This window comes from Flavobacterium anhuiense (assembly GCF_001705175.1).
Taxonomy (GTDB): Bacteria; Bacteroidota; Bacteroidia; order Flavobacteriales; family Flavobacteriaceae; genus Flavobacterium; species Flavobacterium anhuiense.
This window is the reverse complement of sequence record NZ_CP016907.1, coordinates 4,593,705-4,612,481: the sequence shown is the minus strand read 5'-3', so window position 1 is coordinate 4,612,481 and position 18,777 is coordinate 4,593,705. Positions and strand designations below refer to the sequence as shown.

General features: G+C 35.5%; 11 protein-coding genes. All 11 read left to right on the top strand.

The annotated features are described in order from the left end of the window. The first annotated feature begins 23 nt into the window (after positions 1-23). Entirely contained in the window at positions 24-3,044 is a 3,021-nt protein-coding gene (locus tag BB050_RS19425) for a SusC/RagA family TonB-linked outer membrane protein (RefSeq protein WP_066034763.1), read from the top strand. Positions 3,045-3,048: 4 nt separating this feature from the next. Continuing rightward, complete coding sequence (locus BB050_RS19420; protein WP_066034762.1) at positions 3,049-4,893, top strand: RagB/SusD family nutrient uptake outer membrane protein; 1,845 nt, start codon at positions 3,049-3,051, stop codon at positions 4,891-4,893. 92 nt (positions 4,894-4,985) lie between these two features. Further along, the gene (locus BB050_RS19415) at positions 4,986-6,827 is read left to right on the top strand and encodes a hypothetical protein (protein ID WP_123907009.1); all 1,842 of its coding nucleotides are present in this window, start codon (positions 4,986-4,988) and stop codon (positions 6,825-6,827) included. Between the two features lie 54 nt (positions 6,828-6,881). After that, a complete protein-coding gene (locus BB050_RS19410; protein WP_066034760.1) occupies positions 6,882-8,012 on the top strand; it encodes a glycoside hydrolase family 10-like protein in 1,131 nt (376 codons plus the stop codon). A gap of 75 nt (positions 8,013-8,087) precedes the next feature. Further along, the gene (locus BB050_RS19405) at positions 8,088-9,317 is read left to right on the top strand and encodes a hypothetical protein (protein WP_123907008.1); all 1,230 of its coding nucleotides are present in this window, start codon (positions 8,088-8,090) and stop codon (positions 9,315-9,317) included. A gap of 2 nt (positions 9,318-9,319) precedes the next feature. Next, a complete protein-coding gene (locus BB050_RS19400) occupies positions 9,320-11,563 on the top strand; it encodes a GH92 family glycosyl hydrolase (RefSeq protein WP_083219880.1) in 2,244 nt (747 codons plus the stop codon). A 100-nt stretch (positions 11,564-11,663) separates the two neighbouring features. Continuing rightward, positions 11,664-13,985 (top strand): glycoside hydrolase family 20 protein, encoded by a 2,322-nt coding sequence (locus BB050_RS19395; protein ID WP_066034757.1) that lies wholly within the window; start codon positions 11,664-11,666, stop codon positions 13,983-13,985. Between the two features lie 14 nt (positions 13,986-13,999). Beyond that, on the top strand, positions 14,000-14,881 hold the full coding sequence (locus BB050_RS19390; RefSeq protein WP_066034756.1) for a hypothetical protein: 882 nt from the start codon (positions 14,000-14,002) through the stop codon (positions 14,879-14,881). Positions 14,882-14,914: 33 nt separating this feature from the next. Further along, the gene (locus BB050_RS19385) at positions 14,915-16,015 is read left to right on the top strand and encodes a DUF4434 domain-containing protein (RefSeq protein WP_066034755.1); all 1,101 of its coding nucleotides are present in this window, start codon (positions 14,915-14,917) and stop codon (positions 16,013-16,015) included. A 39-nt stretch (positions 16,016-16,054) separates the two neighbouring features. Then, the gene (locus BB050_RS19380) at positions 16,055-17,440 is read left to right on the top strand and encodes a sugar porter family MFS transporter (protein WP_066034754.1); all 1,386 of its coding nucleotides are present in this window, start codon (positions 16,055-16,057) and stop codon (positions 17,438-17,440) included. Between the two features lie 45 nt (positions 17,441-17,485). Then, entirely contained in the window at positions 17,486-18,748 is a 1,263-nt protein-coding gene (locus tag BB050_RS19375) for an MFS transporter (protein ID WP_066034753.1), read from the top strand. The last annotated feature ends 29 nt before the right edge of the window (positions 18,749-18,777 follow it).

Genomic DNA, 18,777 nt, shown 5'->3' with positions numbered 1-18,777 from the left:
CAAAAACCAAATTATTATTAACTATGAAAAAAGGAATATTATTCTTCATGTTTTGTTTGCTCTCGCTGTTGGCTGAGGCACAGACAAGACAGTTAAAAGGGGTGATTACAGATTCTGACGGCATGCCGCTGGTAGGAGCCAATGTTTTGATCCAAGGGTCGAAAATAGGAGCTTCGACAGATTTTAACGGAAGTTTTCAGTTAGATGTACCCAACCAAAAAACATTATTGGTCGCAAGTTATATCGGATTTAAAGATATGACGGTAGATGTTACAGGTAAGACTTCTGTAAAAATACAAATGCAATCTGTTACAAACCAAATGCAAGAAGTTGTTGTAGTAGGATATGGCACTCAGAAAAAAGGAACTCTTACTGGTGCGATTGGGACTATAAAAGGAACTGAACTAAACAAACGAACAATTGCTTCTATGTCAACAGCTTTGCAGGGAACAATCGCCGGAGTTACTGTACAACAAAGTTCAGGAGAACCTGGAAATGATGGTTCTAATATCAGAATTAGAGGTATTGGCTCTGTAAATTCAAGCACATTTCCATTAGTTTTGGTAGATGGTATTGAAATGGATATAAACCAGGTAGACATGAATACGGTTGAAAACGTTTCTGTTCTGAAAGATGCTGCTTCTGCTTCTATTTATGGATCAAGAGCTTCAAATGGTGTTATACTTATTACAACAAAAAGAGGAAAAGATGGAAAAATGAAGGTAAATCTAGATGCTTATACTTCTATCCAGTCACCTACAAATATGCCAGTTGTGCTAAAAGCGGCAGATTATCTTCAAGCTGAATTGAACTCTTTTGATAATGCTGGAATTACTATTCCTGCAGACCAAAGAGCTGCAAGAGAACAAATGATTGCAGATCAAAGAGCTTACAAACCAGATAATTGGAACAGATATGACACAGATTGGAAAGATGCCACTATAAAAAAGAGTGCTATCATGACTAACAATAATATTTCCTTATCTGGGGGAGGAAAAGATATTAAATATTTTGGAGCCTTAACGTCTCTTAAACAAGATGGTTTAATTGAAAATAATAATTTTAAGAGAATCAATGTCAGACTAAATACTGATGCAAAAATCAATGAGTGGTTAAAATTAAATAATGAGATATCATATAGAACTTCTACTCAAGTTACACCTGGGATTTCAACTCCAAAAGGAATTATAAATAAAGCACTATACATGCTTCCGACACTTTCTGCGGTTAAAGAAATTGATGGAAATTGGGGATATGGTAAAAATGGTGACAACCCTGTAGCTAATGCGGAAGCTTCAGGAAGCCAAACTATTGAAAGACCTGAGATTTTGTTAAATGCGACTTTAATAGCAACTCCAAAAGACGGATTAGAATTATTAGCGCAGTATAGTTATAGAAAAACAGAAAACAGAGGTACATTTATTACCACTCCTTATCTGACTTCATTAAAAGGTGTAGTTCAAGGTTATTATCCTGCCAGAGATGGTGTTACAGAAGCTTATAGTGCCAATGTGCGCAACTATTTTAGAGCGCAGGCTTCCTACTCTAAAAAGTTTGGAGAACATGATTTTAAAATAATGGCAGGAACTCAAAGTGAAAATAATATTTTGAAAGACATCAGTGCTAGTAAAAATGGTTTTGAACTGGAAAGATATTATTTAATAAATGGTGATGGAGCTACTGCTTCTGCGACAGGTGGAGCAACAGAATGGGCAATGTCGTCTTTTTATGGAAGATTTAATTATGATTTTGCAGGAAAGTATCTGTTTGAAGCTACAGGACGTTATGATGGATCTTCTCGATTTGTAGAAGGGAAGCGTTGGGGATTTTTTCCATCATTTTCTGCAGGATGGATGGTTAGTAAAGAGAAATTTATGGAACCGATCTTAGATTATGTAAGCGACTTTAAGCTCAGAGCATCAATTGGAACTTTAGGAAATCAGGATATTGGTAATTATCCCTATGCATCGACCATACAGCCTGGATACAGTTATTGGCTTGATAAACAATTGGCTCAAGGTGTAGCACAAACTACATTATCTAATCCTAATATTACATGGGAAAAATCAAAACAAATCAATTTTGGTCTTGATGCAACTTTTTTCAACAGAAAACTTTCTGCCACTTTAGACTACTATATAAAAGATGTTTATGATATGCTTTTAGTTTATCCTGTTACTTATTACACAGGTCTTAATGCAACTTACACCAATGCAGGAGATATGCAAAATAAAGGTTGGGAGGTTAGTTTAACTTATAAAGATCACATTGGTGATTTTAATTATAGTATCACCGGAAATTTAAGCAACAATGAAAATGAGATCACAAAACTATACGGGCCGAATTCTGATAGGTCAGTTACTGTGGGATATCCAAACGGTGGAATCTGGGGTTACAAAACAGACGGATATTATGTAGATGCTACCGATGTGGCCAATTCTCCTAAATTATCCAACTCAGCAAAACCAGGTTATGTGAAGTATGTAAAAATGGATCCAACGGGTGCAAATCCAACACTTATTACAGAAAATGATAAAGTGTATTTAGGAGATCCGTTCCCTCACTATGAATATAGTGTTAACCTAACAGCGAATTATAAAAATTTTGATCTTACGTGCTTTTTCCAAGGAGTCGGAGAACGTAAAGTTTTAATGAGCGGTATTGGAGTAAGGCCATTCTTTAACGGTTCAAATTTATTTGCGCATCAGGTAGATTCTTGGACACCAGAAAACCAGGATGCGGCTTATCCAATTTTAGTGCCTGAAGCAAATTCAGCTGACAACTTTGTGGCTTCAGATAAATGGGTTAAAAACGGAGCTTACTTAAGATTGAAAAATGTTGTTTTAGGATATAGTCTTCCAAAAACATTTTTAGAAAAAGCACATATTGACGGTCTTCGTCTTTATGTAAGTGGACAAAACTTATGGACATTGAGTCATTTCTTCCCAGGTTATGATCCAGAAGTAAGCTACGGAGGAAATTTAGGAGGAGAGTTTTATCCAATCATGCAGACGGTAACAGTAGGTGCTAACTTAAAATTTTAACGAGATGAATTTAATTAAAAAAACAGTTATAGGATTAAGCCTTATTATTGGGTTAGGATCTTGTGATGATTATATAGATAAAGAGCCTTTGAGTGATTATTTATCCTCAAACTTTTACAACAATGAAGCAGCAATTAAACAAGGAACAAATGGGTCCTACCAAAGTTTATACATGGAGAGCAGCCAGTTGCCGTTTTTTACGCTGTATGATATGTATACACCGATGGGAATTGAAAGAGCCGATAATAATTCTATTGGGGTAAATAATGTGAACCTAGAAAATAACTTTATAGTAGAGGCGCAATGGGCTAATTTTTATAAAGGAGTGGCAAGAGCAAATACGGTTATTGAAGGTTCTGCGCCTTATGTTGATGGTTTAAGCGATAAAGCAAAACAATATGTTGCAGAAAATAAAGTAATTAGAGCAACACACTATCATTACTTGGTTTCTTTGTATGGAGATGTGCCTTTTTTTACTAAGTCTGTTACGCCAGAAGAGCAAAAAAACGCAACAAGAAAACCTTGGATGGAAATTGTTGACTATTTATTGAATGATCTTGAAGAGGCTAGTACACAACTTCCTTGGCAAGCTACAGAATTTGGACGTATGGATAAATCTTATGCATTAGGTCTAAAAGCTAGAATGGCTTTATATGCAGGATCTTGGTGTAAAGAAGGTTTCGGTCAAAAAGGAACAAAAGATGCGGCTAAAGCAGCATACTATTTTGATATAGTGGCACAGACTTCAAGAAGAATTATTCAGGAATCTGGAAGAGCATTGGCGCCAAATTTTGATGATTTGTTTACGAGATCTGGACAGCTTACGGGTGCAGCGAAAAAAGAAAATATTTTCGCGCTTTCTTATTCAGACCAAGCATCAAAAAAGACGCATTACCAGTCATTTGGTGAGATGGCGAGAACGGTGGGAGGGCAGTCAGGAAGATTCCCAACGCAATTATTGGTGGATACTTTTGAGATGTCAAATGGAAAAAGAATCGATGAGCCAGGTTCGGGCTACGATCCTAAAAATCCTTTTGCAAATAGAGATCCGCGTTTAAAAATGTCTATTTACACACATAAATCAAATATCATTGCCAATAATGGAGGTGTAAAGCTAAATATTATTATGGAACTATATAAGCCGACTACTTTGTCATTTGATGCCGCAAATAATTCTACATCAATTACAAATTTAGATTATACAGGATCTGTGGCACAATACGGTTACATACAAAGTGGTGTTGGATATTTATGGAGAAAATACAATTATTTTAATGACGAGATTGTTTCTGAGCCTTCATATAATATCTTAATGATGCGTTATGCAGAGATTTTATTAATGTATGCGGAAGCAAAAATCGAATTGAATCAAATTGACGCGACTGTAACAGGCGCAATCAACGAAGTAAGAGCGAGAGTTAACATGCCAGCTACGACACTTACAGATCAGGCAAAATTAAGACAATTGGTTCGCAGAGAACGCAAAGTTGAGCTTATCAGAGAAGCAGGTTTACACTTCTTTGATATGAGAAGATGGAGAACAGGAGCATTGGAAAATGCTGAAAAAACATACGGTTTCCCAATTGCAACGGGAGTAAATGCGGGTACAAATACGTATCCTGACGGTTATAGTCAAGTAACTCCAGATATGGTTCCAACTTATGGTACAGCAGGCTCTGAAAGAGATTTGAATGACTTAGCATTATATGCTGCTTATGGAAGCAAACTGCGCCAGAGAGATGCGGACAGGCCAAATAACTGGAATGATAAATTCTATTTATGGCCGATTCCTCAGGTTGAAAGAAATAAAGCGCCTCAGCTTACGCAAAATGATGGTTACAGTCAATAATTATTTCCTTAGAAATTAAATTATTGTCAAATAAATTAAGCGAAGATTGACTTTTACTGGTTAATCGAAGTAAAAAATATAAACATAGAGAAATGAGAAAAATATTTTATTTGCTTATGAGTCTTATTCTATTGTCCTCATGTGATGATAGTTTTAAAGACGATCGCAGCTATCAATCGGCCAAAATTGTAGCCGTTAAATTGAATAATGTTTTATACAACATTGCGCAGAATGATATGAATGAGGCAAAGGTTATTTTGCCAGCTGGTACAAACCTTAAAGATGTTAAGACAGAGATTCTAGTGTCAAATGGAAGCGTTGTTAGTCCAGCGAATAATGTCAACCGCGATTTGACAAAACCAATAGATGTAAACATTTATGGACAAGATGGACAAAGCAGTGTTTGGAAACTAATTGTGCAGTCACCTCCAAGTTTAACAAGCCTGACCGTGGTAGGATTGCCAATTCCGAAAGAAAATATTCATTTTGGAAAAACATCTATAATCGTTCAGGTTCCTGTAGGTACTGATATTACTAAGTTGGCTGTTTCATATGAATTTAATAATGGAACTTTAAATAATTATGTTAATGGCACAGTAAAAGATTACTCGTTTAATCCGCCAAGTAAAGCGCCATTTAAGTTAGAAGTTTTAGGTGTTGACGGAACTACAATCTACAAGTACGATGTGGTATTTACCTCTGAGCAAGTAGGTCCTGCAAAAATTAGCAGTATGGTAATCAATGGAGATACTACTTCTGAAATTATTATAGTCGATGCAACTAAAAACATCGTACAGCCAGTAGTGCCGTACCTTACTAATTTTGCTGATGCAACTGTTGTGATTAATGTTCCATTTGGAAACACCATAGATCCAGCTTTTAAAGGAACAAATGTGAATACATTAGCAGGATTTAAAGTAAAAATTACAGGAACAGATGGAATCGAGCGTGAATTTACAGTTAAAAATCCTTTGATTAAAAATTCTCCAATTTTAGAAAAATCGCATGCTGATTTTGGTTTTTCTGCAAATGCGGGTTCTTCGGCTGGATTTAGTGGCAATGCTATCGTAGTAGCTGCACACCAATTACCTGCAGCTTTGCCTGGGACTACCGGTTTATTCGGAATTTATGCCTATGATTTTGCGGGGAATTTAATTAAGAGCTTAGACAAAGGGGCTACCCCATTATTTGATGGAGGAGCCGTAACGGGAATTCGTAAATTGGCTACCGATGATAATGGTAAAATTCTTGGGGTACAATTAGGTGCTGGTGCTGGAGCAACAACAAACTTAAACATAGTGAAATGGAATTCGATCAACGATACGGCTCCAACCAATTATATTACCTTTTCTCAAACTAGTTTAGGACTAGCTTACCCTGCGCGTAGTGCTGGTATCAACATAAAAGGTTCATTAGATGGTAATGCCGTAATTACTGTGCCTATAGCGGGGAAAATGGATGTATTGGTGTGGACAGTAACTAACGGTGTGTTGAACCCAACCCCAACAAAACAGGCCTTAGCTTATTCAGGAGTTCCAGCAAACTACTGCAGTGTTCAACCTGATGAAACAGGATTTGTTGCTGCTACAGCAGGAACAGGACACAATGGTTTGGCTCTTCTAGGAAGTTCTTTTACAGAAATTGCTAAATCTTCTTCTGGAAGTGCCACTTCAGATTGTAAAACTATTACCTATAAAAGCAGAAAATACTTGGCTTATGTTGCACAAGTTGGTGGAAAACACGTATTCCGTATAGTTGACTATACAACAGCAAGTACAGTTGCCTTAGATTCACCAATAATGGAAATTACGGGACCAGCCGTTGCAAACGCAAATATCACTGTAGATGCTGATTTTGCAGTAATAAATGGCAAACTGCATGTATTGTATTATGGTACAAATGATAAATTAGCAGTTTACAAATTAGAACAATAAAGATTTGGGAGATTTTCTTTGAGAAAAGAAAATCTCCTTTTAAAAATAAAAAAAATGAAGAAAATATTAATCTTATCTATTGCCATATTATTTTTTGCCTGCAATAGTGAAGAACCGCCAAAAATATATCCAAACAATCCTGTTCAAACCACAAAAGGTATAAAGGGCGTTTGGGTCACCAACGTTGCTTCAACGGCATTAAGTTCTTTAAACGCGATTAAAGAAACGGTACAGACCTGTAAAAAATCGAACATTACAGATATTTATGTAGTAGTTTGGAATAAAGGAAGGACACTTTACCCAAGTGAAATTATGAATAAAGAATTCGGTATTCCAATTATGGAAAGTTACGCAGGTAGAGATCCGTTGCTGGAAATGATTACCGAAGCACATAAAGAAAAACTGAAAGTTCATGCTTGGTTTGAATATGGTTTTGCTGCTTCAAATGGTCAACAAGGTGGTGTGATTCTACAAAAATATCCACAATGGGCGGCTAAAGATGTAAACAAAAACTTATTGGTTTCTTCCAGTGGTTTTGAATGGATGAATGGTATCAATCCGGATGTTCAGAATTTTATGAAATCTCTAATTTTAGAAGTGGTAAAAAAATACGATGTTGACGGCATTCAAGGTGACGACAGACTTCCAGCAATGCCAATTGCAGGAGGTTATGATGATTATACTGTGCAGCTTTATAAAACAGAAAAAGGGGTTAATCCGCCAACAAATGAAAAAGACCCAGCATGGCAAGATTGGAGAGCTAATAAACTGACAGAATTTTTAGGAGATTTATACAAAGCAGTAAAAGCTACTAAGCCTAACGTTATAGTTTCTATGGCCCCAAGTGTGCATCCGTGGGCGAAGGATAATTATTTGCAAGATTGGCCAACTTGGTTGGATAAAAAATATTGCGATTACGTAATTCCGCAGATTTACCGCTACGATTTTTCGGCCTATTCGCAAACATTAAAATCACAGGTTTCTTATGTTAAGAATAGTGCAGACCGCTCAAAATTGTATGCTGGAGTTTTAATTCAATCTGGAACTTACAATGCTTCAAATCAGTTTTTAGAGCAAATGGTAAACGAGAACCGAAACAATTATGTAAGCGGTGAAGTATTTTTCTTTTTTGAAGGATTAAAATACAATTCAGAGTACTTTACGACAAAATACGCTTCTAAATAAATATTAAAAATATTACTGCCAAAATCTATTTTTGGCAGTAGTTTTTATCTAAACAGTTAGCAGAAAAACATCATTATGCACCAGATAAAAAAGATACAACTACTTTTTGCACTCATTTTTATAATGGGCTTTACTGGTTTTGCACAAAAACAACCTTTTGCTTTTTCTTCAAAAAAATCAAGAGAAAATCTGCTTATCAAATTGCAAGACTCTATAATCAATAAGGAAGCCGAAGCTTATCTAAATTTTAATAAAGCTATAAATTGGAACAGTTACGCTTGGGCAACTTCTTTCTTGATGGATAATTCAGAACAGAATTTTAAAGTTTTAAAAAAAGCGCTGTCAAACTACAGACAATTATCAAAACACGATTTAAAAAGAGTTTTTGAATCGGTATATGCTTGTTTTCCAAATGATTTTGTTTTAGAGATGACTGATATTGCAGAAAATGAAACTGAAAATGCTTCAATCTTTGCAACATCAATACATTATTTGGTTCAAAATAAAAAAGAGGTCGAACAGCTTATAAAAACAAAATTTATTGATAATGATAGTCCTGTAATTCAGGCATTGCGTAATGAATTAAAACCTGAATATAAATCAGTCTCTATTTCTGATTTGATTCAATTAATACGATACAATGCCACCAAAAAAACAAAGTTTTTATACTCTATTCAGCATAAAAACAGAGATTTGCCAGGCAAAGTTTTTATTCAGGATGAAAATGGATTTTTAGTAAAAGAAAACGGAAAAATTGTTTTAGTGGATCAATTGGCAAGAAGCGCAACCAATTTGCCAATGTATATTACAAACGGCAACACGCCGCCAGGTTTGTTTAAAATTGAAAGTCTTGCCAAATCTGAAAATGTTTTTATTGGACCAACTTTGAGTTTTGTTACATTTTTACCTTTTGAATGTGACGCTTCGGTTTTTTACAATAATGATAAAAAGGATTTTCTATTAGAAGATTATTTACAATTTTTTCCAAAAAAACTGCAATCGAATTTAAGTGTACAACAGGCATTTTGGGCAGGAAAAGCAGGACGGGGTGAGATTCATTTTCATGGAACAACCATCGATCAGGAAATATACAAAAAACAGATTTTCTACGGACAAACTCCTTCTATGGGCTGTTTATGTGCAAAAGAAATTTGGGATGAAGAAGGTAATTTAAAAGAAAGTGATCAGCAGAAAATTGTAAATATGTGGCAAAAAACTAAAACAGAGAATGGTTATGCTTATGTTTTAGAACTAGATGAATCTGACTGGAAAGTGTTTGAAAAAAATATAAATATAGTATTATAAAAATGAAAAAAATTGTTCCAATACTGCTGCTTTTTCTATTGAGCTCTTCAATAAAAATAGCAGCTCAAAAAGCAAAAAATATAACGCAGTATGTAAATCCGTTTATTGGTACTGGAGGCCATGGACATACATTTCCTGGAGCAGTGGTTCCTTTTGGAATGGTGCAGTTAAGTCCAGATACGAGAACTCAGGGTTGGGATGCCTGCAGCGGTTATTATACAGACGACACGAGTATTTTAGGATTTTCGCACAGACACTTAAGCGGTACTGGAATGACTGATTTTGCCGATGTCCTTTTTACGCCTTTTTCGGGTAAAATGCAGTTGGAAAATGGAAGCCTGAAAGAATATTATCCGTTAAACTTTTCGCATAAAAATGAAAAAGCCTCAGCAGGTTTCTATACTGTAAATTTTGATAACGGCATAAAAGCTTCAATGACAGCTTCTACACGCGCTGGATTTCACGAGTACAAATTCCCATCAAAGGAAGCAGGAATTATTGTTGATTTGCATCATAATCTTCATAATCAAAAAGTTTTAGAATCTTCTATAGAAATTATTAGTGATACTGAAATTAGAGGAATGCGACTGACTGAAGGATGGTCTAAAAGAGATTATGTTTATTTTCATGCAAAATTCAATAAATCTTTTAAAGCTCAATTGTATAAAGACAATAAAGCAATATCAGGAAGAGAATTAAAGGCTAATCATATTAAAGTGGTTCTTTATTTTGAAAATCCTGACGAAGTAAGAGTAAAAGTCGGAATCTCATCAGTAGATGAAAAAGGAGCATTCCAGAATCTTAATGCCGAAATTAAGGACTGGGATTTTAATAAAACGAAACAGCAAGCAGAGGAATTATGGAAAAAACAACTAGAGAAAATTAAAATCGAAGGCAGAAGCGAAGAGCAGAAAACCATTTTTTACACTGGTTTGTATCACGCTTTTATCCATCCGTCAACGTATTCAGATGTAGACAAAAGATATCGTGGGCAGGATCTTAATATTCACAAATTAGAAACTGGAACTTATTATACAGTATTTTCACTTTGGGATACCTATAGGGCACAAATGCCTTTGATTGATTTAGTCAGTCCATCAAAAACGAACGAATTTATCAATTCGCTTCTGCTAAAATACCAACAGGGAGGTTTACTGCCCATGTGGGATTTAGCGGCCAATTATACAGGAACAATGATTGGCGCGCACGCTACATCTGTAATTGCAGATGCGTATACCAAAAACATACGGGGTTATGATACAGAATTGGCCTATAAAGCCATGATGCGTTCGATACCTTATGATACAACGGGAGTTAAAGTAAATCATCCTGCGATTTGGGAATGGCTGATGACAAAAGGAAAATTATACAATCAGGAAATGGGCTTTATTCCGGCAGATAAAGATGTGATTTTTGCTACATCAAGAGGTTTAGAATATGCCTATAATGACTGGGCATTGGCACAGGTTGCCAAAGATATGGGAAAAACGGAAGATTATAAGTGGCTTTCAGAGCGTGGAATGCGATACAAAAAGTATTTCGACAAAGAAACTGGTTTCATGCGAGCTTTAGACAGTAATGCAAAATTTATAGGGCCATTTAATCCTTCATTTTCAGACCATATGAACAGTCCCTACTGCGAAGGAAATGCTTGGCAGTGGACGTGGTTTGCACCTCAGGATGTTCCGGGATTAATAGATTTAATGGGCGGTAAACAAACTTTTGAGAAAAATCTTGATGCTCTTTTTAATACCACTGCAAAAGTGGAAGGTTCAGAAGCCTCTGCAGATATTTCGGGATTAATTGGGCAATATGCACATGGAAATGAGCCAAGCCACCACATTATTTATTTTTATAATTATATCAATAAGCCTTTCAAAACACAAGAACTAGCCGATAAAATCATGAAAGAGCAATACAGAAATGCCCCAGATGGTTTAAGTGGCAATGAAGACTGCGGACAAATGTCTTCTTGGTATATTTTGAATGCAATAGGTTTTTATCAAGTTGCTCCGGCAGATCCTACTTATACTATTTCTAGGCCATTGTTTGATAAAGTAAGTATTGATTTGGAAAATGGAAAAAAAATGACTATTAAGACTATAAATAATGCTCCAGAAAATAAATATGTAGAATCTGTGACTTTGAACGGAAAGACTTTGAACTCATTGTTTTTTAAACACGATCAAATTGCTTCTGGTGGAGAATTGGTTTTTAAAATGACAGACAAAATCAGTAAAAAATAGTTTTGCTATGGAGATAAGACCTAACAGGTTTTAAAAACCTGTTAGGTCTCTCAAAAAATCAATCGAATTATTTTTAGAAAAACACAAACAAAATCAACTCATGAAAAAACATATCAGTAGTTTAGTCTTTTTATTTTTATGCTTTTCAGTTTTGGGACAAACCTCAAAAGATGATTTTTACAAGACAATTCCATTAGCACAAAATATAAATTCAGTTTCAGGAAAGCCATTTGTCCTTTCGTCAATAACAAAAATTTATTCGCCTAAAAATAATGCTGGCTTAAAGCAAATCGCTGTTTTTCTTTCAGAATATATTGAAATAGCAAACGGAATAAAACTTCAAATAACTAATTCGCCTGTTAAGGAGAATGCCATTGTTTTAGAAAATAATTTTAAAGACAAGAATTCAGAAGCCTATAATTTTACAGCCAATCAAAATCAAGTTGTAATAAACGGGGCAACAAGCGCAGGTACTTTTTATGGTGTGCAGCTTTTGCGCAAAGTATTGCTGGAGAATGAAACTAAATCACAGATTGAACTTCCGGCTGTTGAAATTACAGATTATCCAAGATTTGCTTACCGTGGCATGCATTTAGATGTTGCGCGTCATTTTGCATCTGTTGAATTTGTAAAAAAGTATATCGATTTATTGGCTTTGCACAACATCAATACTTTTCATTGGCATTTGACCGATGACCAGGGATGGCGAGTAGAAATTAAAAAATATCCAAAATTAACTCAGATTGGGGCATTTAGGAACGAAACTCAAGTAGGAAAACAAGTAGGGGTTTATGACGGAAAACCTCATGGCGGATTTTATACGCAAGAACAGATAAAAGAAGTTGTAGCTTATGCGCAGAAACGTTTTATAACGACTATTCCCGAAATTGATTTGCCGGGTCATATGGTTGCGGCATTGTCATCTTATCCAGAATTGGGTTGTGTTGGAGAAGGCTATGAAGTGTATAAAAAATGGGGAGTTTCAGATGATGTTCTTTGTTTGGGAAATGAAAAGACTTTTACTTTTTTAGAAGGCGTTTTTACCGAACTGATTCCGCTTTTTCCTGCAAAATATTTTCATATCGGAGGCGATGAATGCCCGAAAAAGAGATGGGAAAAATGTCCTAAATGTCAAACAAAAATTGCTGAATTGGGATTGAAAAAAGACAGCAAACATTCGGCTGAAGAAAAATTACAGAGTTATTGCATGTCTAGAATTGAAAAATTCTTAAATGCAAAAGGAAAACAAGTAATAGGTTGGGACGAAATATTGGAAGGCGGTATTGCTCCCAATGCTACGATAATGTCTTGGAGAAGTACTCAGGCAGGTATAGAAGCAGTTAAACAAGGTCATAAAGCGATTATGACCCCAAGTTCCCATGTTTATTTTGATTATTACCAAAGTACAGATGCAGCTTCTGAACCTTTAGCAATTGGAGGTTTCACAAATCTTGAACGAGTTTATTCTTTCGAACCAATTCCAAACGGATTGACTGAAGATGAAAGAAAATTGGTTATTGGGGCACAGGCAAATGTTTGGAGAGAATATATTAAGAGCGATGCACAAACAGAATATATGGTTTTGCCAAGACTTGCTGCTTTAAGTGAAGTAGTTTGGACAAATGCAGATAAAAAGAATTACGGGAATTTTTTAAATAGATTATCAGATTTTTTGAAAATCTATGATAAGCTGAAGTGCAATTATGCGAAACATATTTTAGAAGTTTCCCCAGAATACAAAGTAGATACAGAAAATGGTCAATTGATTCTGAGCTTAAAAACTTCAAGTAAATCTCCTATTTATTATACTATAGATGGCTCAGAACCAACTTTGCAAAGCAAAAAGTATAGTGAAAGCCTAATTATTAATAGCGCTGTAACTGTAAAAGCAGCAGTTATTTCTGAAAATTACAAGAGTAAAATTTTTACCAAAAAGTTCGAATTCAACAAAGCTACGGCAAAGCCTATTGTTTTAGAAAATGAGCCTGTTGATCGTTATCGCTTTAATGGCGGAAAAACATTGGTTGACGGAAGAACAGGAACAACGGCTTTTAGCACAGGAGACTGGATTGCGCTGTACAAAGACGATTTTGAAGCCACTATAGATTTGAAATTTTTACAGCAGATAAAAGAAGTCAGCATGAACACGTTTACCTCTCCAAATGACTGGATTTTTGGGCCTAAACAGTTTCAGGTTTTAATTTCAAAAGACGGAATAAATTTTACTCCTGTTCATAGCGAAGATTTAAAAATTGCAGAGAAAGGCGACGGTCCAAAGATTACAAACTTAAAAGCCGTTTTTGTTGAGCAGGAAGCAAAATATGTAAAAATTAAAGCTCCAATTTTTGAGAAAATTCCAGAATGGCATTATTCAGCAGGACAGCCGACATTTCTATTTGTAGATGAAATTACAATAAACTAACACCATAAAAAAGCATGAAAACGAGCCATTTAATTCAAATATATGCACTTTCGTCCATGATTTTTCTGGCTAGCTGTACAGAAAGCAATTCGCAGTCAAAACCGGTTGTAAAAGCGAGCATAGAAGAGCAAGTAAAAACCAAATTTGAAAAAGAAATTTTGCCTGCTCCTTCAAGTCCTTGTTTTGCAGGAGCTTATTATAGAAAAGCATATTCGAGCAAAGATTTTTGGCTAGGAATTGGAGGGACAGTCACGCTTCCAGTTTTGACATACGATCTCTCAAGAATAAATCCTAATAAGCCGGGAGCATATTTAGACAATGCATCAGTATATCTAGGAGGAAACTCAGATGATCAGGAAACAGATATCGGATTGACTTGGGAAGTAATTCGCGAAGCCGATGGTTCTGTTAGTAAAGAGCATAAAGCCTTTCGTCCATTTTTGCGCCGTACAGGTTATAAATCTGGACAAACAGCATTATACATGAATGCACCTGCAGAACATGCTTATTATTGGTATCCTGGAGAAACGGTTACCATTAGCATTCAATTGATAGAATCGAAAAAACTAAAATTTATTGTTGAAGGCGCTGGCAAAAAATACGAGCAAATCTTTGATGTAGATGGTTACGAGCCAACATTTATGGCACAATATAAACGTGTAAATGCAATCGATCAGGTAGCAAATGAAGGAAAACCAGCCCAGCCGACTACAGCAAAAGTGACAGGAGCAAAGTGGACTGAAACCTTTTTGTATCGTTCTGTAAATGGAAATGTTGTAAAAGCACCAATGCATGCGAAACGCTTTACAGATATGCAATGTCCGGCAAAAAGTTATTTTAATTTGAAAACTTTTGGTGAAAGCGGAGAATCAATTGATATTTTTGGTTCTAAATAAAAAAATAACTACTAAGATATAAAAAACATAAAAATGAAAACCAGAAGAGATTTTTTGAGTCAATTGGGATTAGGAGCAGCATCTGCAGTGAGTATTCCATTATTGAGTTCTTTTGAGAGTGATTCGTCTATAAAAGAGGTTGAAAAACCAGAAATAATTACAGAAGAGCGCCCGGAATTATTAGTTACGCAGGGAAATGCATTACGTATTACAGGGACTTTTTTAGATGAAATTTCACATGATATCCCGCATCAAAACTGGGGAGAAAAAGAGTGGGATAGAGATTTCGCCCACATGAAAGCTATTGGCATCGATACCGTTATCATGATTCGTTCAGGCTATAGAAAATTCATTACCTATAATTCAGATTATTTAATCAATAAAAGAGGCTGCTACAAACCAGGCGTCGATCTTTTAGATATGTATTTGCGTTTGGCTGACAAACATCAAATGAAATTTTATTTCGGATTATACGATTCTGGAGTTTATTGGGATACAGGCGACATGACGACCGAAATCGAAGCCAATAAATTTGTTATTGAAGAGGTATGGAAAAAATATGGTCATTACAAAAGTTTTGCTGGCTGGTATTTAAGCGGAGAAATCAGTCGTAAGACCAAAGGAGCAATAGAGTCATTCAGAACTTTAGGTCAATTATGTAAAGATGTTTCTGGAGGATTGCCAACATTTATGTCACCTTGGATTGATGGTAAAAAAGCCGTAATGGCAGCATCAGGTAAATTATCAAAAGAAGATGCAGTTTCGGTTCAAGAACACGAAAAAGAATGGGGTGAAATTTTTGACGGAATAAAAGGTGCGGTTGATGCTTGTGCATTTCAAGATGGCCATATTGATTATGATGAATTAGATGCTTTTTTCTCGGTCAACAAGAAACTGGGAGATAAATATGGCTTAGAATGCTGGACCAATGCAGAAACTTTTGATAGAGATATGCCAATTAAATTCTTCCCAATTAAATTTGAAAAACTAAGATTAAAGCTTGAAGCGGCACAGAGAGCAGGATATCAAAAAGGAATTACTTTTGAGTTTTCGCACTTTATGAGTCCGCAATCAGCTTATTTGCAAGCGGGACATTTGTACGATCGTTATAAAGAATATTTCGGAATTAAATAAAGATTATAGTTTTAATTAACCAAAGCAACCACAAAAAAAATGAATCAAAAAGAAAATTTTAAATATATAATCTTCCTTTCCATAATAGGTGCCATTGGCGGATTTCTTTTCGGTTATGATGTCGCAGTTATATCCGGAACTATTGAGCAGGTGTCCAAACAATTTGCGTTAGATAATGTCTCAACTGGCTGGTATGTGGGCTGTGCATTAATAGGATCTATTATAGGGGTTGCTTTTGCAGGAAAAATATCAGACGTTTTAGGTCGTAAATGGACGATGCTTCTGGCAGCAACTTTATTCACAATTTCGGCCGTAGGCTGTATGTTTGTAAATAGTTTTGAAGCTCTTATTTGGGCTAGAATACTTGGCGGAATGGGAATTGGGGTAGCTTCTGTTGTATCTCCGTTATATATTTCTGAGGTTTCTCCGGCGCGTTTCAGAGGAACATTGGTAACACTTTATCAATTGGCTATTACAGTTGGTATCGTTGCCTCTTATTTTGCCAATGCAAAAGTTTTAAGCTGGTCTACCTCGGGGCAGTTTGATGCACAATGGGCAAAGGTTATTTTTCAGACCGAATATTGGAGAGGGATGTTGGGATTGTGTGGCGTACCTTCTTTCCTGTTTTTCCTGATTATATTTTTTATTCCAGAAAGTCCGAGATGGCAGATTTCTAAAAATAATCTGGAGGCAGCCGAAAAAACATTAACGCAATTATTTGGTTCTCAAGAAGCGAAAGAACAGATAGAGAATACTCAAAAAAGCATTTCAAATAAAGAAAAATCAGACTGGAGAATTCTGTTCCAACCGGGTTACAGAACCGCTTTGTTTATCGGGATGAGTCTTGCCATTTTAGGACAATTCATGGGAGTGAATGTGATTTTCTATTATGGACCAATTATCTTTAAAGAAGCAGGAATGGCATCTCAGGGATCTTTAGATTTCCAGATTGTAATAGGTGTTGTAAACGTTTTATCTACCGTTTTAGGAATGTATTTGGTGGATAAAATCGGAAGAAAACAATTGGTATATGTAGGTGTAACAGGAATGTTTGCCATGCTTATTGCCATTGGAGCTTATTTTTATTTAGGATTCAATAATCCAAATGTTCTGCTTTATTTAATTATTGGTTATATTTTCTTCTGCGCGATTTCAATCTGTGTGGTAATTTGGGTATTAATATCAGAAATGTATCCGGTAAAAGTGCGTGGATTGGCAATGTCAATGGCAGGTTTCTCTCTTTGGATAGGTTCTTATCTTATCGGACAATTAACGCCAGTATTATTAGAATCGTTAAGTCCTGCAATTTCGTTTTGGATTTTTGCCGTAATGTGTATTCCGTATTTATTAATAACTCGTTTCTATGTTCCTGAAACGACAGGAAAATCCTTAGAAGAAATTGAAGATATCTGGATTGCACATTAAAAAATCTGTACACACTTACTATAAAACTATCAAACTCATAACTATATGAAACTCTTTTCAAAGCTTCAGACAAAAGAACCAAAGTCAATTTTAAATGCTGCCGTTATTGTGGCTGCTTTAGGTTATTTTGTTGATATATATGATCTTTTGCTATTCGGAATTGTCCGAACAGATAGTTTAAAAGATTTAGGATTAATTGGTGATGCCATTAGAGATCAAGGAGAATATTTAATTAGCATGCAGATGTTCGGAATGCTCTTTGGCGGTATTTTATGGGGAATTTTAGGAGATAAAAAAGGAAGAATCTCGGTTTTATTCGGTTCCATTTTGATTTACTCAGTTGCCAATATTGCAAACGGAATGGTCGACACAATTGGGGCATATGCTTTTTGGAGACTCATTGCAGGAATTGGTCTTGCAGGAGAACTTGGAGCAGGGATTACACTTGTGGCTGAATCTCTTCCGAAAGAAAAACGTGGCTATGGAACTATGATTGTAGCTTCTGTAGGAGTTTCTGGCGCTGTTGCTGCTTATCTTATTTATGAAATTTTTCAGGACTGGCGTTTATGTTATTATGCAGGAGGAATTTTAGGAATTTTGTTATTGTTTTTAAGAATCAGTATTACTGAATCAGGAATTTTTAAAAGAGTTCAAGAAAAAAACGAAGCAAAAGGCGATTTTTTGTCGCTTTTTACCAATAAGAAAAGGTTTTTTAAATATATCAATTGTATTCTTATCGGGATGCCTTTGTGGTTTTTAGTTGGTGTATTAATAACGTTTTCTCCTGAATTTGCGAAAGCATTAAATATACCGCAAGCCGAGACTATTGAAGCTGGAAAAGCGATTGCTTTCTGTTATGCTGGTTTGGTTTTTGGAGACATTGCCAGCGGACTTTTAAGCCAATGGCTAAAAAGCAGAAAAAAAGTAATGTATTGGTTTCTTATATTTAATCTTGCAATGATTTTTGTATATCTCCTCGCTGACGGGATTTCAACAACAGTATTTTATTCACTTTGTTTAGTAATGGGGGCATCTGTAGGCTATTGGGTTTTGTTTGTTACAATTGCGGCAGAACAATTTGGCACCAATATTCGTGCAACGGTTACAACTACTGCACCAAATTTTGTCCGTGGTTCATTGCCTTTAATCATATTGGTTTACTCATACTTTAGAGATTACATCTTTGACGGCGATATTATTTGTGCTGGAATGGTAGTGGGTACTTTGTTGTCATTGATTTCATTATTGGCATTATCGCAGTTGAAAGAAACTTTTTATGTAGACTTAGATTATTCTGAAAAAGCATAATAAAAATTTGATGTTAAATTATTTCACTA